This is a genomic window from Clavibacter sp. GW821-FHT01D01 (assembly GCF_059422605.1).
In genome coordinates, this window is sequence record NZ_JBWKXC010000001.1 from 257,263 (window position 1) to 274,421 (window position 17,159).

At 76.8% G+C, this 17,159-nt stretch carries 20 protein-coding genes; 9 read left to right on the plus strand and 11 right to left on the minus strand.

Annotated features, from left to right (window positions below; all coding sequences use genetic code 11):
- Nucleotides 1-193: 193 nt before the first annotated feature.
- A complete protein-coding gene (pcp, locus tag AC07VC_RS01285; protein WP_494674710.1) occupies nucleotides 194-835 on the minus strand; it encodes a pyroglutamyl-peptidase I in 642 nt (213 codons plus the stop codon).
- A gap of 168 nt (nucleotides 836-1,003) precedes the next feature.
- Here pcp and AC07VC_RS01290 point away from each other — a divergent pair, with 168 nt between their 5' ends.
- From AC07VC_RS01290 to AC07VC_RS01305, 4 genes are all read left to right on the plus strand, one after another.
- Nucleotides 1,004-2,278, plus strand: a complete 1,275-nt coding sequence (locus AC07VC_RS01290; RefSeq protein WP_494674709.1) for a hypothetical protein — start codon at nucleotides 1,004-1,006, stop codon at nucleotides 2,276-2,278.
- Nucleotides 2,279-2,500: 222 nt separating this feature from the next.
- On the plus strand, nucleotides 2,501-3,748 hold the full coding sequence (locus tag AC07VC_RS01295) for a hypothetical protein (RefSeq protein WP_494724447.1): 1,248 nt from the start codon (nucleotides 2,501-2,503) through the stop codon (nucleotides 3,746-3,748).
- A 164-nt stretch (nucleotides 3,749-3,912) separates the two neighbouring features.
- Nucleotides 3,913-4,194 carry a hypothetical protein gene (locus tag AC07VC_RS01300; RefSeq protein ID WP_494674707.1) on the plus strand — a complete coding sequence of 94 codons (282 nt, stop codon included), beginning with the start codon at nucleotides 3,913-3,915 and terminating at the stop codon, nucleotides 4,192-4,194.
- Between the two features lie 14 nt (nucleotides 4,195-4,208).
- Nucleotides 4,209-4,472 (plus strand): hypothetical protein, encoded by a 264-nt coding sequence (locus tag AC07VC_RS01305; protein ID WP_494674706.1) that lies wholly within the window; start codon nucleotides 4,209-4,211, stop codon nucleotides 4,470-4,472.
- A gap of 13 nt (nucleotides 4,473-4,485) precedes the next feature.
- Here the strand turns inward: AC07VC_RS01305 and AC07VC_RS01310 are convergent, their stop codons facing one another.
- Together AC07VC_RS01310 and AC07VC_RS01315 are read right to left on the minus strand one after the other, a co-directional pair.
- The gene (locus AC07VC_RS01310) at nucleotides 4,486-4,968 is read right to left on the minus strand and encodes a class F sortase (protein WP_494674705.1); all 483 of its coding nucleotides are present in this window, start codon (nucleotides 4,966-4,968) and stop codon (nucleotides 4,486-4,488) included.
- 185 nt (nucleotides 4,969-5,153) lie between these two features.
- The gene (locus AC07VC_RS01315; RefSeq protein ID WP_104291165.1) at nucleotides 5,154-5,870 is read right to left on the minus strand and encodes a CHRD domain-containing protein; all 717 of its coding nucleotides are present in this window, start codon (nucleotides 5,868-5,870) and stop codon (nucleotides 5,154-5,156) included.
- Nucleotides 5,871-6,122: 252 nt separating this feature from the next.
- On the opposite strand from AC07VC_RS01315, the gene AC07VC_RS01320 reads away from it, so the two are divergent.
- The gene (locus AC07VC_RS01320; RefSeq protein ID WP_494674704.1) at nucleotides 6,123-6,629 is read left to right on the plus strand and encodes an RNA polymerase sigma factor; all 507 of its coding nucleotides are present in this window, start codon (nucleotides 6,123-6,125) and stop codon (nucleotides 6,627-6,629) included.
- A complete protein-coding gene (locus tag AC07VC_RS01325; RefSeq protein WP_494674703.1) occupies nucleotides 6,626-7,432 on the plus strand; it encodes a hypothetical protein in 807 nt (268 codons plus the stop codon). The genes AC07VC_RS01320 and AC07VC_RS01325 overlap by 4 nt, the downstream gene beginning before the upstream one ends.
- A 71-nt stretch (nucleotides 7,433-7,503) precedes the next feature.
- Here AC07VC_RS01325 and AC07VC_RS01330 read toward each other — a convergent pair whose 3' ends face one another.
- From AC07VC_RS01330 to AC07VC_RS01350, 5 genes are all read right to left on the minus strand, one after another.
- Nucleotides 7,504-8,094, minus strand: coding sequence for a dienelactone hydrolase family protein (locus tag AC07VC_RS01330; RefSeq protein ID WP_494674702.1), 591 nt, complete (start codon nucleotides 8,092-8,094; stop codon nucleotides 7,504-7,506).
- Nucleotides 8,095-8,180: 86 nt separating this feature from the next.
- Entirely contained in the window at nucleotides 8,181-9,014 is an 834-nt protein-coding gene (locus AC07VC_RS01335) for a HEAT repeat domain-containing protein (RefSeq protein WP_494674701.1), read from the minus strand.
- Nucleotides 9,011-9,742 (minus strand): alpha/beta fold hydrolase, encoded by a 732-nt coding sequence (locus AC07VC_RS01340; RefSeq protein WP_494674700.1) that lies wholly within the window; start codon nucleotides 9,740-9,742, stop codon nucleotides 9,011-9,013. Before AC07VC_RS01340 ends, AC07VC_RS01335 begins: the two co-directional genes overlap by 4 nt.
- A gap of 117 nt (nucleotides 9,743-9,859) precedes the next feature.
- The gene (locus AC07VC_RS01345; protein WP_494674699.1) at nucleotides 9,860-10,969 is read right to left on the minus strand and encodes a Gfo/Idh/MocA family protein; all 1,110 of its coding nucleotides are present in this window, start codon (nucleotides 10,967-10,969) and stop codon (nucleotides 9,860-9,862) included.
- A complete protein-coding gene (locus AC07VC_RS01350; RefSeq protein ID WP_094114670.1) occupies nucleotides 10,966-11,772 on the minus strand; it encodes a sugar phosphate isomerase/epimerase family protein in 807 nt (268 codons plus the stop codon). Before AC07VC_RS01350 ends, AC07VC_RS01345 begins: the two co-directional genes overlap by 4 nt.
- Before the next feature lie 337 nt (nucleotides 11,773-12,109).
- Here AC07VC_RS01350 and AC07VC_RS01355 point away from each other — a divergent pair, with 337 nt between their 5' ends.
- Nucleotides 12,110-13,045, plus strand: coding sequence for a helix-turn-helix transcriptional regulator (locus AC07VC_RS01355; RefSeq protein ID WP_494674698.1), 936 nt, complete (start codon nucleotides 12,110-12,112; stop codon nucleotides 13,043-13,045).
- 112 nt (nucleotides 13,046-13,157) lie between these two features.
- A complete protein-coding gene (locus AC07VC_RS01360; protein ID WP_494674697.1) occupies nucleotides 13,158-13,547 on the plus strand; it encodes a VOC family protein in 390 nt (129 codons plus the stop codon).
- Nucleotides 13,548-13,592: 45 nt separating this feature from the next.
- Here AC07VC_RS01360 and AC07VC_RS01365 read toward each other — a convergent pair whose 3' ends face one another.
- Nucleotides 13,593-14,981: a hypothetical protein gene (locus tag AC07VC_RS01365; protein WP_494674696.1), complete on the minus strand. Its 1,389-nt coding sequence runs from the start codon at nucleotides 14,979-14,981 to the stop codon at nucleotides 13,593-13,595.
- A complete protein-coding gene (locus AC07VC_RS01370) occupies nucleotides 14,978-15,340 on the minus strand; it encodes a PadR family transcriptional regulator (protein WP_494674695.1) in 363 nt (120 codons plus the stop codon). The genes AC07VC_RS01365 and AC07VC_RS01370 overlap by 4 nt, the downstream gene beginning before the upstream one ends.
- Before the next feature lie 158 nt (nucleotides 15,341-15,498).
- Here AC07VC_RS01370 and AC07VC_RS01375 point away from each other — a divergent pair, with 158 nt between their 5' ends.
- Nucleotides 15,499-16,554 (plus strand): alpha/beta fold hydrolase, encoded by a 1,056-nt coding sequence (locus AC07VC_RS01375; RefSeq protein WP_494674694.1) that lies wholly within the window; start codon nucleotides 15,499-15,501, stop codon nucleotides 16,552-16,554.
- A 67-nt stretch (nucleotides 16,555-16,621) separates the two neighbouring features.
- Here the strand turns inward: AC07VC_RS01375 and AC07VC_RS01380 are convergent, their stop codons facing one another.
- A complete protein-coding gene (locus AC07VC_RS01380; RefSeq protein ID WP_494674693.1) occupies nucleotides 16,622-17,125 on the minus strand; it encodes a MarR family winged helix-turn-helix transcriptional regulator in 504 nt (167 codons plus the stop codon).
- Nucleotides 17,126-17,159: the final 34 nt, after the last annotated feature.

The window sequence follows — 17,159 nt, forward strand, 5'->3', positions numbered from 1 at the left end:
CGGGGCATCGGCGTGCGCCGCGTCGTCGGCGGGGACGGACGGGGCCAGACGGCCGCGACCGCGCGTGACGGACCGCCCGGGGGCGATGCGGGCGAGGCTAGTGCGTGCGGGGCGCGGCCCGCTCCGCGGGTCCCCACGGCGGAGGCGGGGTGGCCGCCCCGCGGGGCGGTGCGGTCCGACCCCTGCGGGATCCTCAGTCCAGCGAGCCGCCGCCCGCCTTCACGTCCGTCGCGTTGCGGAGCGTCGCCTGCACCACCGCGGTGAGGCCCGCCGCGATCTCCTCCATGCGCAGGTAGGGCCGGTCCGTGCCGATCGCCTCCTCCGTCGAGTACGGGATGTGCACGAAGCCGCCGCGCACCGCCGGGCGCTCACGCAGCTCGTGCATGAGCAGGTAGAAGACGTGGTTGCAGGTGTACGTGCCGGCGGTCTGCGAGACGACCGCGGGGATGCCCTTCGTGCGCACCGCGGCGACGGCCGCCTTGATCGGCAGGGTGCTGAAGTAGGCGGCGGGGCCGTCCGCGACGACGGGCTCGTCGATGGGCTGGGATCCGGTGTTGTCGGGGATGCGGGCGTCGTCGACGTTGATGGCGATCCGCTCCACCTCGAGCGTCTCGATGCCGCCCGCGAGGCCCACGGCGACCACGACGTCGGGATCCACCTCGGCGAGCGCGGCGCGCAGCGCGTCGTCGACCCGCGCGAAGTCCACGGGCAGCTGCCGCACGTGGATCTCCGCGTCGCCGTCCCAGCGGTCCCGCACCTCCTGCACGGCCGTCCACGACGGGTTGCTGGCGTCGCCGTCGAAGGGCTCGAAGCCGGTGAGGAGGACGGTGGTCATGCGGGGGCTCCTGACGTGCGGGGAGGGGGACGGGCGGGCGCGGGTCGGCCGGCGCGGGATCCACGCTACGCCCCTCGCGGGGAGGACCCCTACGGGGGGATGCACTGCTGACCGGGCACGGAGGACGATCTACCGGGGGACGAGGACGCCCCGGGATGGAAGGACCGCATGATCCGCACCGCAGGGGGACGACGTCTCCCGCTCACCGCTCTGGCCGTCGTGATCGCGGCCGGCACCGCGCTCGCGGGCGCCGTGCCCGCGCAGGCCGCCACCGCGCAGCCGCCCGTCGCAGGGACCACCGGCTCGACGGCCGCGGCGATCCGCGTGCCCGCGCCGGTCGTGCAGCCGTACGGCTTCGACTACAGCGCGGGAGCCAAGTTCCACGGCCTCGCCACGGTCGACCTGACCGGCATCGACGACCCCTCGGGCCTCACGTACGAGTACCAGCTGGACCGCACGGGTCCCTGGACCCCGCTGGCCTTCTCGGGCTACGTGAGCGGCGACGACGAGATCTACGTCCCGGCCTCCGCGGGCACGCACCTGCTCAGCATGCGCGTCGTGGGCACGGTCGACGGCGTGCCCGTCGTCGGCGCGGCATCGGCGCCGATCGAGGTGCGGGCGGTCGGCGGGACCCTGGAGTACACGCCGGAGGTCGTCGTGGACGGACCGTCCGTCACGTTCCGCTGGGACGTGCTCGAGGCCCTCAACGGCTTCACCGCGGAGGAGAGCGACGTCTTCACCCAGGTCGACGAGGGCCCGCTGGTCCCCGTGGACGTCACCGGATCGCTCACCGTCACGCCCGGCTACGGGAAGCGCGTCGGCTTCGACCTGGTCTTCGGGCCCACCCCGACCGCCTGGCGCTACGTCCACGTCGACGGCATCACCGCCGACGCCCCGGGTGCGCGCCCGTTCACGTCGACCGCGCTCCCGTCGATCGTCGGCACGGTCGAGTACGGGTCCACCCTCTCCGTGCGCACGGGCACCTGGCAGCCGGCCGCCACGGCGTACGAGTACCAGTGGTTCCGCGACGGCGAGCGGATCCCCGGGGCGACGCAGGCGACCCGGAAGGTCGACGGCTACGACATCGGGCACCGCCTCACCGTCTCCGTGCGCGGATCCCGCGACGGGTACGTCGCCGCCGTGCGCACCTCAGGTCCGACCAAGGTGGTGGCGCAGCCCGTCATCACGGCGGGCACGCCGCGCATCACCGGCAACCCGGTCGTCGGCCGCACGCTCACCGCGCAGCCCGGCATCTGGAAGCCCGCGTCGCTGGACCTCGGCTACCAGTGGAAGCGCGACGGGAAGGCGATCCCCGGGGCGACCGCGCGGACGTACACGCTGACGGAGGCGGACCGCGGCCACACGGTCACCGCCATCGTGAGCGCCGTCATCTACACGTACGACAACCAGGCGCGCGCGAGCGCGGGCGTGAAGGTGCGCTGACCCGCATCCGACCCGCGACGGGCCCGGCTCCCCCACGGGATCCGGGCCCGTCGTGCGTCCCGGCGCGGGCACCCCGCGGGGCGGCGGGCGTGGCACCCGGACGGGGGGATGCGGACCGCCGGAGCAGGGACGAGGATTCGCCTCATCGGGCGACGGAGCCCGGGAACGGACGGTCCGACGATGATCCGCACGGCACGGAGAGCAGGCCGTCCGACGGCCGCGGTGAGCCTGGTCCTCGTCGCCGGGCTCGCCTTCTCGGGGATGTCCCCCGCATCCGCACGGACGGTCGGCACGCCGACCACGACGCCGACCACGGCATCCGAGGCGGCCGCGGCGGCCGTCGCGATCCCCGCGCCCGACTTCGAGCCCTCCGGCTACGGCACCGAGGTGGAGCCCACCATCGACGGCTTCCTCCTCCCCGACCTCACCGGCATCGCGGACGCGTCCGGGCTCCGCTACGAGTACCGGCTCGACGGGACCGGCCCGTGGCGCACCGAGGGCACCGTCCCCGTCTCCCCGTCCGGCGGCCCGCTGGTCGCGCCCGCCCCTGCCGGGCCGCACCTCCTCAGCGTGCGGATCGCCGGGACGGTGGGCGGGTCGCCCGTCGTGGGCGCCGCCAGCGCTCCCGAGCCCGTGCGCTCCTCCGGCTCCTCGCGGCCGTACACGCCGGAGGTCGTCGTGGCCGGCACCACGGTCACCTTCCGGTGGGACGTGCGCGAGGCCCTCAACGGGAACCTGCCGGAGGACAGCCAGATCTTCTACCAGCTCGACGGCGGCGGGGAGTTCGTCGTCACGGACGCCGTGGGATCCGTGACCGTGGACCGCGGCTACGACTCCTCCGTGGGATTCGCGCTCACGTACGGCATCGTGCCGGACCTGTGGGCTACCGCCGAGGCCGTCGGCACCACCGGCAGCGCCCCCGGATCGCGGCCCCTCACCTCCACCCCGCCGCCGGCGATCCTCGGCCAGGCCGTCTACGGCGCGACCCTGTCGGTGCGCACCGGGCTGTGGCAGCCCGCCCCCGTGCGGCTCTCGTACCAGTGGTACGCGGACGGGAAGGCGCTGCTCGGCGCCACCGGGCCCACGTTCCTGGTCGACGCGAACCGGATCGGGGCCCGCATCACGGTCGCCGTGCGCGGCGCGCGCGACGGGTACGCCTCCGTGGAGCGGATCTCCGCGCCGACCCCGCGGGTGCCGCAGCCGGTGGTCGTGGCCGGAACGCCCGTCGTCTCGGGCATCGCGTCCGTCGGCCGGACGGTGACCGCGCGGCCCGGATCGTGGCGGCCCGCCTCGGTGCAGCTGTCCTACGCCTGGCTGCGCGACGGCCGCCCCATCCCCGGTGCGACCACGAGCGCGTACGCCATCACCGGCGCCGACCGCGGGCACGTCCTGTCGGTCCGCGTGACGGGCACGCTGCCGTCGTACCCCGCGACGCAGACGCGCACGAGCGCGGGGCGCGCGGTCGGCTGATCGGCCGGCTGCGGTCCGCGGGCCCGCGGCGGGCGGCGGGCGGCGGTCGCGACGCGGTCGGCCGGGGCGGGCCCGGTCCCTCCCCCGAGGCCGGGCCCGTCGCCGCACGACGACGGGCGGAACCGGCCCCGCACGCGACCCTCGGGTCATATACCGTCGTCGGCATGATCCCCTCCCCCGGCGCCAGCATCGGCATCGCCCTGTACGTCCTCGTGATCCTGGCCCTCGTGGCCCTGGGGGTGCTCGCGCTCGTGGTGCTCATCCGCCTCGCGCTCACCGCGCGGCGGGCGCTCGTCGTCACGACGGAGCTGCAGGAGGCGCGGCGGGAGCTCGTGCGCGAGCAGACCGCGCGGCTGCAGGCCGACGACGGGGACGGTGCAGGCGGCCCGTACTCGCCCGTCGGCGGTCCCACGGGGCCGAGCGCCCCCACCGGGCCCACGGTCTGAGCGGGTGCCCGGAGATGGACGGCACGACCGACAGCATCCTCATGCCGAGCGCCTACGACCTCGTCTGGTCGATCCCCCTGCTCCTCGGCGTCGCGCTCGTGGCCCTGGCCGCGGTCGCGCTCGTGGCGCTGGTGCGCGCGGCCCTCGCCGCCACCCGTGCGCTGGCCGCCACCGCCGCGCTCGACGAGGCGCGCATCGAGCTCGTGCGCGAGCGCACCGCCCGGCTGCGCGCGGGACTCGCGGACGCGGCCGGCGGCCCCGCGGAGCCCGTGGGCTGAGCCGGGGCGCGGATCAGCCCACGGGCTCCGCGAACACCACGCGGTTGTCCTCGTAGTGGCCCACGCTGCGGTCGAAGATCCCGCCGCAGGTGATGAGCCGCAGCTGGTCCGTGGGCTGCGCGCCGAAGACCCGCGCCGTGGGGAAGTCGGCCTTGGCGAAGTCGGCGACCTCCGTGACGGCGTAGCGCGTCGTGCCGCCGTCGACGTCCGCCACCTGCACCTCGTCGCCCACCTCGAGCTCCGCCAGCCGCGCGAACGCGGCCGGGCCGACGCGCGAGTCGACGTGCGCGGCGATCACGGTGGGTCCGCGGCCGCCCGGGCGCCCGCCTCCCGTGAACCAGCCGACGTCGTCGAAGTCGACGGGCACCTCCATGCGGCCGTCCGGGGCGATGCCCAGGCCGATGAGCGGCTGGTCGAGGTCGATGTCGGGGATCGCGACGCGGGTCGGCACGACGCCTGTGCCCTGCACGACCTGCGGCGCCGTCGTGGGCGGCACCGCATCCGGCGAGGGCGAGGGCGCGGCGGACGCGCGAGCCGGCGGCGCGGCGGGGGCGGCTCCGGCCCCCGGATCCGCGGCCGCGCATCCCGCGAGGAGCAGCGGGATCAGCGCACCCGCGAGCACGCGCGGGAGACGGGCGCGCCGCGCGTGCGGCGCGCCCGTCGGGGTGCGGTCTCCGGGGATCAGGACTCCTGGGCCCGGCGGCGGCGCATCAGCACGACGCCCGCGGCGGCGAGCGCCACGGCGCCGGCACCCGCGCCGACGAGCGGCAGGGCGTCGGTCGAGGAGGTCGCGGATCCGCCCGCGCCCGTGTCGACGCCGCCGACCGGCACCTGGGTCAGCTGGCCGCGCACGGCGCCGGCCGTGAACGAGGCGGTGTGGGTGTCGGCCGCGAACGCCGACGGGTCGGCCTCGATCTGCGCGACCGTGAAGCCCTCGCCGGTGTCCGCGCCCTGGGGGCTCATGATCCCGGTGGTGAAGGGCCCCTGCATGCAGCCGGAGCTCGTGCGCGTGCCGTTCCCGGCGTCCGTCGGGTTCGGGAACGCGATGCGGGGCGGGCCCGCCTTGCCGACCGCGGCCTGGTGGATGTGCGTCGCCGTCTTCGCGGGGCTCTGGTACTCGCCCGTCACGCCCGTGAGCGTGATGTCGTAGCAGATGGTGTTCGACGCGGAGTCGAGGCGGAGGTCGAAGCGGCCCGTCGCGCCGGACTCGCCGGGAGTCGCGACGCCGTCGGCGTTGAGCACCTGGTCGGGCGTCGCCATCACGGTGAACGCGCTCGTGAAGCGGTCCGGCGTCGGCACGGTCGTCTCGGCGGACGCCGGCGTGGCGACGAGCAGGGTGAGGGCAGCCGCGGCGGCGCCTCCGATGGTCATGGTGCGGATCAGGTTCGTGTGCGTCATCGCGTGCGCCCTTCGTGGACCGCGGCACCCCGGACGGACGCCGCTCCTGACAGGGCATACGCACGGCGGGCGGTCCGCGTTCATCGGCGGAGCGGATCCGTCCCGCCGCACGTGATGCGACCCGCCGGTGAACGCCCGGCCCTCGGCGCGCGTATCCCCCCTCGAGGGCGCGCATCCCGCGCGCCTAGGCTGAGGGGGATCACGATGGCGCTCGTCCTGACGCCCCCGGCACCTTCCCCCGAGCGGAGCACGATGAGCGCAGGCACGCCGGGGCTCGACGTGCGCCAGGCGTTCGCGGAGCACGGGAGCGCGCTCCTCGGCTTCGCGGTGAACGCGCTGCAGGACCGCGGCCTCGCCGAGGACTGCGTGCAGGAGACGTTCCTCCGCGCGTGGCGGGCCCGCGACTCCTTCGACGGCGGACGCGGCAGCGCCCGCACCTGGCTCTTCGCGATCGAGCGGCGCGTGATCCTCGACGTGCACCGCGCCCGGGCCCGCACCCCGCGGATCGTGGCCGAGGAGGAGGCGCCCGAGGCGGCGACGCAGGAGGCGGATCCGCTCGACCGGCTCGGCATCGTGGAGGGCCTCGCCCGGCTCAGCGAGGCGCACCGCGAGGCCGTCGTCGCCGTGCACCTCACCGGCCTCAGCTACCAGGAGCTCTCCACGGCCACGGGCGTGCCCGTCGCCACCCTGCGGACCCGCGTCTTCCACGCGCTCCGCGCACTCCGCACGCATCTCGACGAAGTGGACCCCCGCCCATGACCGACGACCGCACCCCCGACCCGGGCGCCGACGACACCGACGACCGGCGCGCCGAGCTCATCGCCGCGGCCCTCGCCGACGACCTCTCGCCCGCCGAGATCGCCGAGCTCGACGCGCTGCGCGCGGCCGACCCGACGATCGACGCGGAGATCGCGCTGCTGGGCGGCCTGCCGTCGGCGATCCGCGGCATCGGCGCGTGGCAGGACGCGCGACCGAGTGCCGAGCTCGCCCGGCGGGTGGAGCGCGTCGCGGCGGGCGACGGCGAGGCTGCTGACCCGGCCGGCACCCCCGATCGCGGCCCCGACCACGACGGTCCCGCCGACGACGGCCCCGCCGCCGACGACCTCGCCGCGCGCCGCACCGCCCGCTCCCGACGCCGCCCGCTGCTCCTCGTCGCCGGCGCCGCCGCGTGCCTCGTGGTCGGTGCCGTGGGCGGCGCGTCCCTCGCGACGCCGCGCGCCGACGTGGCCACGGGACCGGCGGGGACGCTGGGCGCCGTCGAGGACGTGACGTTCGCGGGCGCGCCCGCGGGGGTGGACGTCGAGGGCGACGTCGTCGCGCACACGTGGGGCACCGAGACCGTCCTGTCGATCGACGGGCTGCCCGCGGGCGACGCCTTCACGGTCGTGGTGGTCGACGCCCGCGGGGGCGAGCACGCGTCCGGGTCCATGCTCGGATCCGCCGTGCGCATCGACTGCCGCATGAACGCCGACGTGCTCCGCGCCGACGCGGCGTCCGTCGAGATCCGCGACGCCGCCGGCGACCGGGTCGCGGTCGCCGAGCTGCCGCCCGTGGACGCCTGACCCCTGCCGGACACGCTCGGCATCGAGTCCCGCCGCCGCGGGGACCCGGTCGGCAGCCGCCCGGTGCGCCCTCAGCCGATGCGCGCCAGCAGCTCCAGGGAGCGCTCGAGCACGAGCGCGGTGGCCACGGGATCCGACGACGGCAGCGACGCGTCCGTGAACAGGTGGGCATCCCCGTCGTAGACGAACACCTCCGCGAGCTCGGGGCCGACCGCGTCCACCAGCTCGCGCGCGGCCTCGAGGTCGCCCTCGCCCGCGAAGAACGGATCCCGCGCCATGCCGTGCACCTGCACCGGCACCCCCGCGGGCCACGGCCCGAACGCCCACTCGGCCGTGAGCGACACGAACGACTCGTAGAGGAGCGCGCCGCGCGCGCCGGGGCGGGTCTGCGCGAGGCGCTGGGCGATGGATCCGCCCCAGGAGACGCCCGCGTAGACGAGCCCCGCGGGCAGCCCGTCGAGGGCGCGCGCGGTGCGATCGGCCATGACGTCGTCGTGGAGTCCCGCCATGAGCGCGAGGCCCGCCTCGACGCTCTCCGGCAGGGCGCCGGCGAGGAGGTCGGGCACGTGCACGGCGTGCCCGCCGTCCCGGAGCGCATCCGCGAGCGCATGGACGCCGGGCGTCGCGCCCTGCACGTGGTGGAACAGCACGATCTCGGCCACGGGTGCGCCTCCGTCCGCCGCGCGGACGCGGGTCCTCGCGGCCCTGCGCCGCGCGGGGCCGTCGCTGCCCACGATAGGGAGCGCGGTCAGCCGGCGGAAGGGCCGTCGGCGGAGGCATCGGCGGCGGCGCTGCCCGCGGCGTCCGTGCCCGCGGGGCCCGTGCCACGGGGACCCCTGTCCGCCGACGCATCGCCCACCGGCTGCCCGCCAGCCGGAGGGCGCACCAGGTGCGCGCCGAACGAGGAGCGCCGCGCCGCGTCCACCGCGTCGTCGAAGCGCAGCTCCGGGTCGCGGAGCATGGCGAGGGTGGCGAGCGCGTGGATCCGCACCCGCGCGTCCGCCGCCTGCCGCGACCGCTCGACGACGGGCTGCGACGCCCGGCCGACCGCGACGAACGCGCGCGTCAGGCTGTGCTGCATCTCGGCGGATCCGCGGCCGAGCTGCGACGCCAGCTCGCGGAGCAGCAGGCGCGCACCGGCCGGGTCGCGGTCGGCGTCGAGCAGCCCGGAGGCCGTCCGCCAGGCCGTCCGCGCCACGTGCTCGTCCGGGTCCCGCAGGAGCGCGGGGGTGATCGCCGGCAGCGCCCGCCGGTCCCCGATCTTGGAGAGCGTGTGCAGCGACTGGCTGCGCGCCTGCGGGATGGGCGAGGCGAGCTCGGCGACCAGCGCCGGGATCGTGGCCTCGCGGTCGTGGCGGAGGAGCGCCCACGTGAGCATCTCGCGCACGTTGAGGTCGGGCTCCACTCGGCAGCGGTGCACGAGGCCCTCGACGAGCGCCGGGTCCGGCCGGGTGCCCGCGGTGAGCGCGGCCTGGAGGCGCGCGGACGGGTCGGGCGCGCGCAGGGCGGCGGCCAGCCGGGCGGCGATCTCCGCGTCGGCCGGGCGGTCGGGCCGTTCCGCGGCCTCGGGGCCGTCGGTCACAGCACGTCCCCGACCTCGGCGAGCACCCGGTCCGGGTCCTCGAGCTGCATGTCGTGGTGGATGCCCGGGAGGCGGCGCACATCCCATCCCGCGGCGGTCAGCTCGGCGGCGTACGCGTCGGGCAGCACGGCGGGGGCGTCGTCGGAGAGCACGATCGTCGACGGCACGGCCGGCGCGCTCACGGCGACCGGGTGGAAGGCGACGTCGCGGAACACGCCCACGGCCATGCGCCGGTCGAAGCGCCCCTGCGCGGCGTCGAGGGAGGCGCGGACCGCGGCCGGGTACGCGGCGCGCACGCGGGCGGCCGCACGCGCGCGCGGGATCTGCGCGGCGGCCAGGCCCACGAGCGGCGCGGCCCAGAACAGGCGGCCGCGGATCCCGGCGGTCGGCAGCGCGAGCCGGAACCCGGGATCGAGGTACACGGCGTGCGCGGGCTCGAGGCGGGCGACGGCGCGCACCAGCACGGATCCGCCCAGCGAGTGCCCGACGACCGCGTCGAGCCCGCGCGGCAGGGACTCCGCGAGGTCGTCGGCCATCTCCTCGACGCCGTAGGACCCGGCGCGGTCGCTCCGGCCGTGCCCGCGGAGGTCGATCGCGGTGACGGTGAACCGGCCGGTCGCCACGAGCCGGTCGACGACGGGGGCCCAGGTGGCGCCGTCCGCGCCGAGCCCGTGCACCAGGCCGACATGGCGGGGACCGGACCCGGTGGTGACGCGGTGCAGCTGCATGGGTCCAGTGTCCTCCCGGCGCGGGGCCCGCGGGGCCGCATGACGACGGCCCCGCATCCAGGGGAGGATGCGGGGCCGTCAGGTCGAGCGGGTCGTGCGGGTCGTGCGGGTGCGGCGCTACAGCGTCGCGGCCGCCGGGTCCCAGTCCTCGGCGAGCGGCGTCGGCTTCTCGACCGTGGACGCGACCTGCACGACCTCGCGGCTCTCGGCCGCGTCGCGGATCGCGAGCAGCACGTCGAGGACGTGCGCCGCGACCTCGCCGGACGCGCGCACCGGGTCGCCGCCGCGGATGCTGCGCGCCAGGTCCAGCACGCCGGAGCCCCGGCCGTACGTGGATCCGGCCGCCGCCAGCGTCTCGGGCTCCTCCTGGCCGAAGCGCCACAGCTGGCTCTCGCCGTCGAACATGTTCGGGTCGGGGAGCACGATGGTGCCCTCGCTGCCCGAGATCTCGACGAAGCCGGCCCGCGGCAGCGCGTTCTGGAAGCTGAACGTGGACTGCGCCGACTGGCCGCCCGCGAACGAGATGAGCGCCGCGTGGTGCGTGGGCACCTCCACCGGGAAGTCGGTGCCCGCGCGCGGGCCGCTGCCGATGGTGCGGGTGGTGCGCGACGTCGAGGACACCGCGCTCACCTTCTCGGCCGCGCCGAACGCGTGCACCAGCGTCGTCACGTAGTACGGGCCCATGTCGAAGAGGGGTCCGGCGCCGTGCGCGAACAGGAACTCGGGGTTCGGGTGCCAGGCGTCGGGGCCGGGCACGTGGAAGATCGTCGTCGCCGTGAGCGGCTCGCCGATGTCGCCGCGGGCGATGGACCGCATGGCGCTCTGGATCCCCGCGCCGAGCACGGTGTCCGGGGCGCACGCGACCTGCACGCCGGCCGCGCGGGCCGCCTCGAGCAGATCCGCGCCCGAGGCGTGGTCGAGGGCCAGCGGCTTCTCGCTCCAGACGTTCTTGCCGGCGGCGACGATGCGGCGGCCGACCTCGGCGTGGGTGGCGGGCAGCGTGAGGTTGACGACGATCTCGATCTCGTCGATCGCGAGCAGCTCCTCGACGGTGCCGTGTCCCGGCACGCCGTGCTCCTCGGCGCGCGAGCGCGCCCGGTCGAGGTCGATGTCGGCGACGAACAGGACCTCGAGGTCCGGGAACGCCGTCATGTTCTCCAGGTAGGTGCCCGAGATGACGCCCGCTCCGATGACGCCGACGCCGACGCGGCCGGTGCCGCGGCTCACTTGTCGTTCTCCTGCAGCCAGGCGTACGACGCCGCGATGCCGTCGAACACGTCGTGCTCGTAGTCGTCGAACTCCACGACGCGCAGCGCGTGCGGCGCGGCGGCCAGCACGGCGGCGACGTCGACGTCGCCCTGGCCGGCGGGGAGCTGCAGCTTGAACGCCTGCGCGAGCTCCGCCGGGACCTCGAGCGCGGACTCGGCGCTCGGGAGCACCTTCGCGATCGCCTCGGAGATCCTGCCGTCCTTCACGTGCAGGAACTGCACGCGGTCGCCGAGCGAGCGGAGGAGCGCGGGCGTGTCCATGCCGCCGACGGTCGACCAGAACGTGTCGAGCTCGAGCACGACCTCGGCGTTCAGGCGCTCGACGAACAGCTCGTAGACGGGGCGCCCGTCGACCTTGTTCGCGAACTCCCACTGGTGGTTGTGGTACCCGAAGGCGAGCCCGCGCGCGGCGGCCTGCGCCTGCAGGTCGTTGACCCGGTCGGCGATGCGGTGCGCGTCGTCGGCGGTCTGCCAGCGCTCCGAGGGGATGAACGGGTCGATGACGGTGCGGATCCCGAGCTTCGCGGCGGCGTCGAAGGTGCGGGCGGCCTGGTCGTCGTCGCCGTCGATGACGGGCGCGTGGCCGGACGGCGCGGTGACGCCGGACGCGGCGAAGGCCGCGGCGAACTCGTCGGCGCGCTCGACGAACGCGTACGGCTCGACCTGCGTGTAGCCGATCTCGGCCACGCGGGCGACGGCGCCCTGGAGGTCCGCGGAGACAGCGTCGCGGACCGTGTAGAGCTGGACGGAGGGGGCGGTCATGGTCGCTCCTTTCAGGAGGGGACTGGTGGCCCGACGGCCGTCGTCCGCTCCCGCCGTCCGTGGACGACCTGAGCGACGATGCCCGCAGGGTGGTCGGCGCGAGAGGCGCCGTCGTCAAACCTACCGCCGGTCGGGCGTCGGATCCCAGTGCCGCGGCGACGCATCCGGTCATGGATCCCGCCGGGCCCCCGATGCGACGGGAGCCGCCCCTCCCCCGCCCGGCGTGGCGGACCCCCGGGGGCGGCGGTATCCTCCCTCTCACAGCACGGAGCACGTCAGCGGGCGGCCAGGTGCGCGGCCGTCGTCGGGGCGGCCCCCGACGTCGAACGGAGGTCCCGTGACCGAGCTGGTGCGCCACCGCGTCCGGACCCGCCGGGCGGACGAGGCCGAGCGGACCCTCCGCGAGCTGTACGGCCACGTCGAGCTGGCGGGGGACGACTTCGGCTACGCCGAGGACATGGTGGCCGAGCCCCGGTTCGCGCTCGGCTCCGTGGTGTTCGACGGCACGTTCCAGTGCGTGGCGGAGAGCCGCGCCATCACCGTCACGTGCGCCCCCGCGGCCGGCTACGCCTGGGAGTCCGGGCGCGAGTCCGGCGAGCTCTCCCGCGCCCCCGCGCTCTTCCAGCCGGGCACGCGCCTGACCGCCCGCGTCGACCACGTGCGCGCCCGCACCCTGGTCCTCGATCCCGTCGAGCTCGAGCGCCTCGCCCGGGTCACGTACGCGGACGACCGGCTGCGTCTGCGCTTCGACGACCCGCACCCGGTCAGCGACGAGACGGCGCGCCTGTGGCTGCGCACGTACGACGCCGCCGCGTCCCTCTCGGCGTCGTTCGACACCGCGATGCTGCGCGCCGAGGCGCTGCGGCTCGTCTCCGTCGCGACGCTCGAGGCGTTCCGGCTCACGGGCGACCGCGTGCGGCGGCACGAGACCGTGGCGGCCCTGCGCACCGCGTACCACCGCGCGACGGGGTTCCTCGACGACCACGCCTCCCTGCCGGTGACCCCGGCGGACGCCGCCGAGGCCGCCGGGGTCAGCGTGCGGGACCTCGAGCGCGCCTTCGCCGCGCACGGGGTCGACGGCGTGACCCCCGGCCGGTACCTCCGCCGGACGCGGCTGGCCGCGGCGCACATGGACCTCGTCGACGCGGACCCCACGCGGGGGCCGAGCGTCGCGGACATTGCGTTGCGGTGGGGCTTCCCCCACGTCGGGCGCTTCGCCCGGCACTACCGGGACGCGTACGGCGTCGATCCCGCGGTCACGCTGCACCGCTAGCCGTCGGCTCCCGGTGCGCGCTCCGAGCGACCGCCCGTCCCGGACCGCCCTTCCCGGACCGTCGACCGGGTGCCAGGCTGGCAGCACCGCTCGACGACGAGGAGGAGCAGCCGTGAGGATCCACCGCACCATCACCGTGTTCGACGCCTCCGACCTGGCCGCGGAGAGCGCCTTCTGGGCCGGCCTCCTCGGCGGGGAGGTCGACGCGGAGGACGACTGGCACAGCGTCCGCGTCGACGGCGAGTGGCGCCTCGGGTTCCAGCTCGCGCCCGACTTCGTCCCGCCGACGTGGCCGGGCGAGGGCCCCCGCCAGCAGATGCAGATGCACCTCGACCTCTACGTGGACGACCTCGACGCGGGCCGCGAGCGCGTGCTCGCCCTGGGCGGGCGCCTGCTGCAGCCCGCCGAGGACCCGACGGCCGCCGACCGCTTCGACGTGTACGCGGATCCCGCGGGCCACCCGTTCTGCCTCTGCGTCTCGGGCGGGGACGCCACCGCCTGAGCAGCTGGCCTAGGGACGGCAGCCGACCCGGGCCGGCTGCCGTCCCTAGGCCGGCTGCTGCCGCGGACGCGCGCGGGTGGACCGACGTCCGACGCGCACCGCGACGACGATGCCGAGGACCGGCGCCACGAACGCGGCGACCAGGGCGACCGTCATGCCGGCGACCGCCGCGATCCCGAGCGCCGCGCCCATCAGGAGGAGGCCGCGCAGGGCCGGACCGCCGGGCAGCACGGGGAGCAGCAGCAGGGCGCCGGCCAGCCCGACGAGCGCCGCCGCGAGCGGGAGCAGCTCTCCCGCGGCGGCGTCGATGCCGGGGACCGCGTAGCTCGCCGCGACCGTGACGAGCGCCGCGCCCATCGCCAGGGCCGCGGGCACCGCCACCCGGCCGAGACGCGGGCGGACCGCCGCGGCGCCCGCCGCGAGCGGGAGGAGCGCGACGAGGGAGCCCGCGAGGATCCCGGCGCGCATGGCATCCGTCGCGTCGCCGACCGCGGGCAGCCACGCGCTGCCCGCGAGCGCGAAGGCGGCGCATGCGAGGCCCAGGGCGGATCCGGCGAGCGCCGCGACCACGACGGCCCGGCGGGCGCGCGCGGTCAGCGGCGCCGGGTGGACGGGCACGCGACCGGGACCCCGGACGGACGCCCCGCCGGAGGACTCGGCGGTCGCGACGGCACCCGGGGCGACGGGGACCGCGACCGCCCCGCCGTCCGCCTCGCGCATCCGCCGCCGCGCGGCGACGAGCAGCGCCGCCATCGCCAGCGCGACGGCGCCGTACGACAGGGCGAGCAGCCCGAGGAGGAGCGCGCCCGGGAGCGCGACGCCGACCGCGACGATCCTCCGGGCCGGGCGCGACGGGATGGCGAGGAGCCCGTCGAGCACGACCGCCAGCGCCGCCGCCCCGAGGATCCACGCGCCGGGCGCGAGCACCACGGCGGCGCGACCGAGGAGGCCGACCGGCACCCCCGCGTCGGCGTCGGCGAAGCCCATCGCCCAGGACGCGGCCGCCAGCCCGCCGAGGATCCACGCCGGCCCGGCGAGCGCCGCCCCCAGCAGGGCGTGCTCGGCGCGGAGGGCGCCGGCCCGCGCCACCAGGCCGACGAGCGCGAGGCTCGCGAGGAGGGCTCCCGCCCACGGCAGGGCCAGCGGGAGGGGCGAGTCGAGGAGGGCGCCGGCTCCCGTGAGGAGCGAGACCGGCCCGACCAGGGCGAGCACGAGCGCGAGGGCGGCGAGCGCGAGCACCGCCCGCGGGGTCGTGCGCTCCACCAGCCCGTGCGCCCGGATGGACCACGCCTCGGCGCGGTCGGGTCGGGCGCGGCCCTCCGCGTCGGCGTGCTCCTCGAGGGTGTCGAGCATCACGCCGCCGTCGGCGCGACGCCAGGCAGCGGGGTACCAGCGGAGCAGCCGCGCGTAGGCCGCGCGGCGGGAGGCGCTCACGCGGTCGCCGCCGTCGAGGTGGCGCGGGGGGTGGCGACGGGACGCGGCCGGGGCGCCGAACGGGCGATGCTCGCGCGCGCCGCCCGGGCGCGCGCGTCGAGGCGGTCGGCCTCGGCCTCGAGCTCGCCGCGGCCGGCGTCGGTGATCTCGTAGTACCGGCGCGCGCGGCCGTCGACGACCTCCTCGCCGGACGCGCGGATCCGGCCCTCGCGCACCAGCCGGTCGAGCGATGCGTAGAGCGTCGTCACGCGCAGCGTCACGGCGCCGTCGCTCAGCCGGGCGACGTCGGCGAGGACGGCGTAGCCGTGGCGACGGCCCGCGGCGAGCGCGGTGAGGATCCAGAAGGCGGTCTCGGTCATGGTCGGAGCATACCCACAGTGGGAATATGTCGGCAATGGTGATGCAGGCGCCCCGCGGCCGGCCTGTCCGCCCGGCCCCCGCACGGCGTCCCCCGAGGCGCGGTGCCCTAGCGTGGACGCCTCGCGGATCCGCGCGCCGTCCACCCCGAGGAGCCCGCATGGCCCACCGCCCGCACGCCGCCCGACCGGCGGGCCGCCGTCCCGCTCCCCGACCGCGCGACCGCTCCGACACGCGCGTCACCGTCACGCGCGTCGTCCGCGACGGCCTCGCGGTGCGGATCAGCACCATCGGCACCGACGGCGACCGCCCCTTCGTGCTCGTCCCCGGCATCGGCGTCTCGTCGGACTACTTCGAGCGCCTCGCCCCCGTGCTCAACGACCACGGCCCGGTGCACGCCCTCGACCTGCCGGGCTTCGCGGGCGTCGCGCACCCGGGTCGCGCCCTCGAGATCAGCGAGTACGCCGACCTGGTGGGCGCCGCGATCGACGGGCTCGGCCTCGACGACCCGGTGCTCGTCGGCCACTCGATGGGCACGCAGGTGGTGGCGGACCTCGCCTCCCGGCGGCCCGGGCTCAGCACGCTGGTGCTCATCGGCCCGGTCGTGTACCCGCGGGAGCGCACCATCCCGCGGGCCGCGGTGCGGTTCCTGCAGTCGACGCTGCACGAGCCGTCGCGCATCAAGGTGCTCGCGATCCGCGCCTACCTGGTCTGCGGGGTGCGCTGGTTCCTCCGGGTGCTGCCGAAGATGATGCGGTACCGGATCGAGGACCGCCTCCCCCGCATCCGAGCCAGCACGCTCGTCATCCGCGGGGAGCACGACGCCGTCGCCCCGCGCGCCTGGGTGGAGGAGATGGGACGGCTGCTGCCGCGGGCCCGGCTGTGGGAGATCCCCGGGGCGGCGCACTCGGTGATGCACGCGCACGCCGACGAGGTCGCCCGCCTCTGCGTCGAGCACGCCGCGCGGCGCGCCGAGGACGCGGGATCGGCCGAGCTGCGGCGCCTCCCCGAGGAGCTGGCGGGCGACGGTGACGAGCACGAGGACTTCGCGCCCACCCCCGCCGACTCGCTGCGCGCGTTCACGGCCCAGGTCGCGGAGGGCGTCGCCATCCTCCGGGACGACGACCAGGCCCTCGGGGCCGCGAAGACCGCGCACGCGGAGGCCATGGCCGATGCGGCCGAGCGTGCCCGCGAGCGCCGCGAGGGCGCCGGGTAGGCGGAGCCGGCACGCACGAGGGGCCGTCGGCGGACAGGTGCCGCCAGAGGTCAGGGGCGCTCGGCGGTCAGGGAGCCGGCGGGTGGGACGCGGCCCGTGCGGCGGCGTGGCGGCGGAGGGCCGCCGCGACGACGCGCGCCGCCTCGAGCTCCTCGGGGTCGAGCGCGTCGATGAACACCTCCCGGACGAGGCGCAGGTGCGAGGAGGAGGAGCTGCGGAACACGGTGGCGCCCTCGGCGGTCAGGGTGATCCACGCGCCGCGGCTGTCGGAGGCGTCCCGGTCGCGGCGGATGAGGCCCCGCTCCTCCATGCGGCGGAGGTGGTGCGACAGCCTGCTGCGCTCCCAGCCGACGACGTCGGCGAGGTCGGACGAGCGGAGCCGGTGCTCCGGCGCCTCGCTGAGCGCCAGCATCACGCCGTAGTCGCCCGTGGAGATGCCGGAGGTCGACTGGAAGTCCGACGCCAGGGTGCGGCGCACGGCCTCGGCCGTCTCGAGGTACTCGCGCCACACGTGCAGCTCCGCCGGGGTCGGCGAGCGCCGGCGGCGCGGGGCTGCGGGCGTCTCGTGCACGGTCGTCCTCCTCGGTGGATCCAGGTTACCGGGG

Coding starts and splice junctions, on each gene's coding strand:
- AC07VC_RS01320 (WP_494674704.1), top strand. CDS start 6,123: ATGAGCGCAGGCACGCCGGGGCTCGACGTGCGCCAGGCGTTCGCGGAG.
- AC07VC_RS01325 (WP_494674703.1), top strand. CDS start 6,626: ATGACCGACGACCGCACCCCCGACCCGGGCGCCGACGACACCGACGAC.
- AC07VC_RS01300 (WP_494674707.1), top strand. CDS start 3,913: ATGATCCCCTCCCCCGGCGCCAGCATCGGCATCGCCCTGTACGTCCTC.
- AC07VC_RS01340 (WP_494674700.1), bottom strand. CDS start 9,742: ATGCAGCTGCACCGCGTCACCACCGGGTCCGGTCCCCGCCATGTCGGC.
- pcp (WP_494674710.1), bottom strand. CDS start 835: ATGACCACCGTCCTCCTCACCGGCTTCGAGCCCTTCGACGGCGACGCC.
- AC07VC_RS01290 (WP_494674709.1), top strand. CDS start 1,004: ATGATCCGCACCGCAGGGGGACGACGTCTCCCGCTCACCGCTCTGGCC.
- AC07VC_RS01315 (WP_104291165.1), bottom strand. CDS start 5,870: ATGACGCACACGAACCTGATCCGCACCATGACCATCGGAGGCGCCGCC.
- AC07VC_RS01375 (WP_494674694.1), top strand. CDS start 15,499: ATGGCCCACCGCCCGCACGCCGCCCGACCGGCGGGCCGCCGTCCCGCT.
- AC07VC_RS01350 (WP_094114670.1), bottom strand. CDS start 11,772: ATGACCGCCCCCTCCGTCCAGCTCTACACGGTCCGCGACGCTGTCTCC.
- AC07VC_RS01370 (WP_494674695.1), bottom strand. CDS start 15,340: ATGACCGAGACCGCCTTCTGGATCCTCACCGCGCTCGCCGCGGGCCGT.
- AC07VC_RS01305 (WP_494674706.1), top strand. CDS start 4,209: ATGGACGGCACGACCGACAGCATCCTCATGCCGAGCGCCTACGACCTC.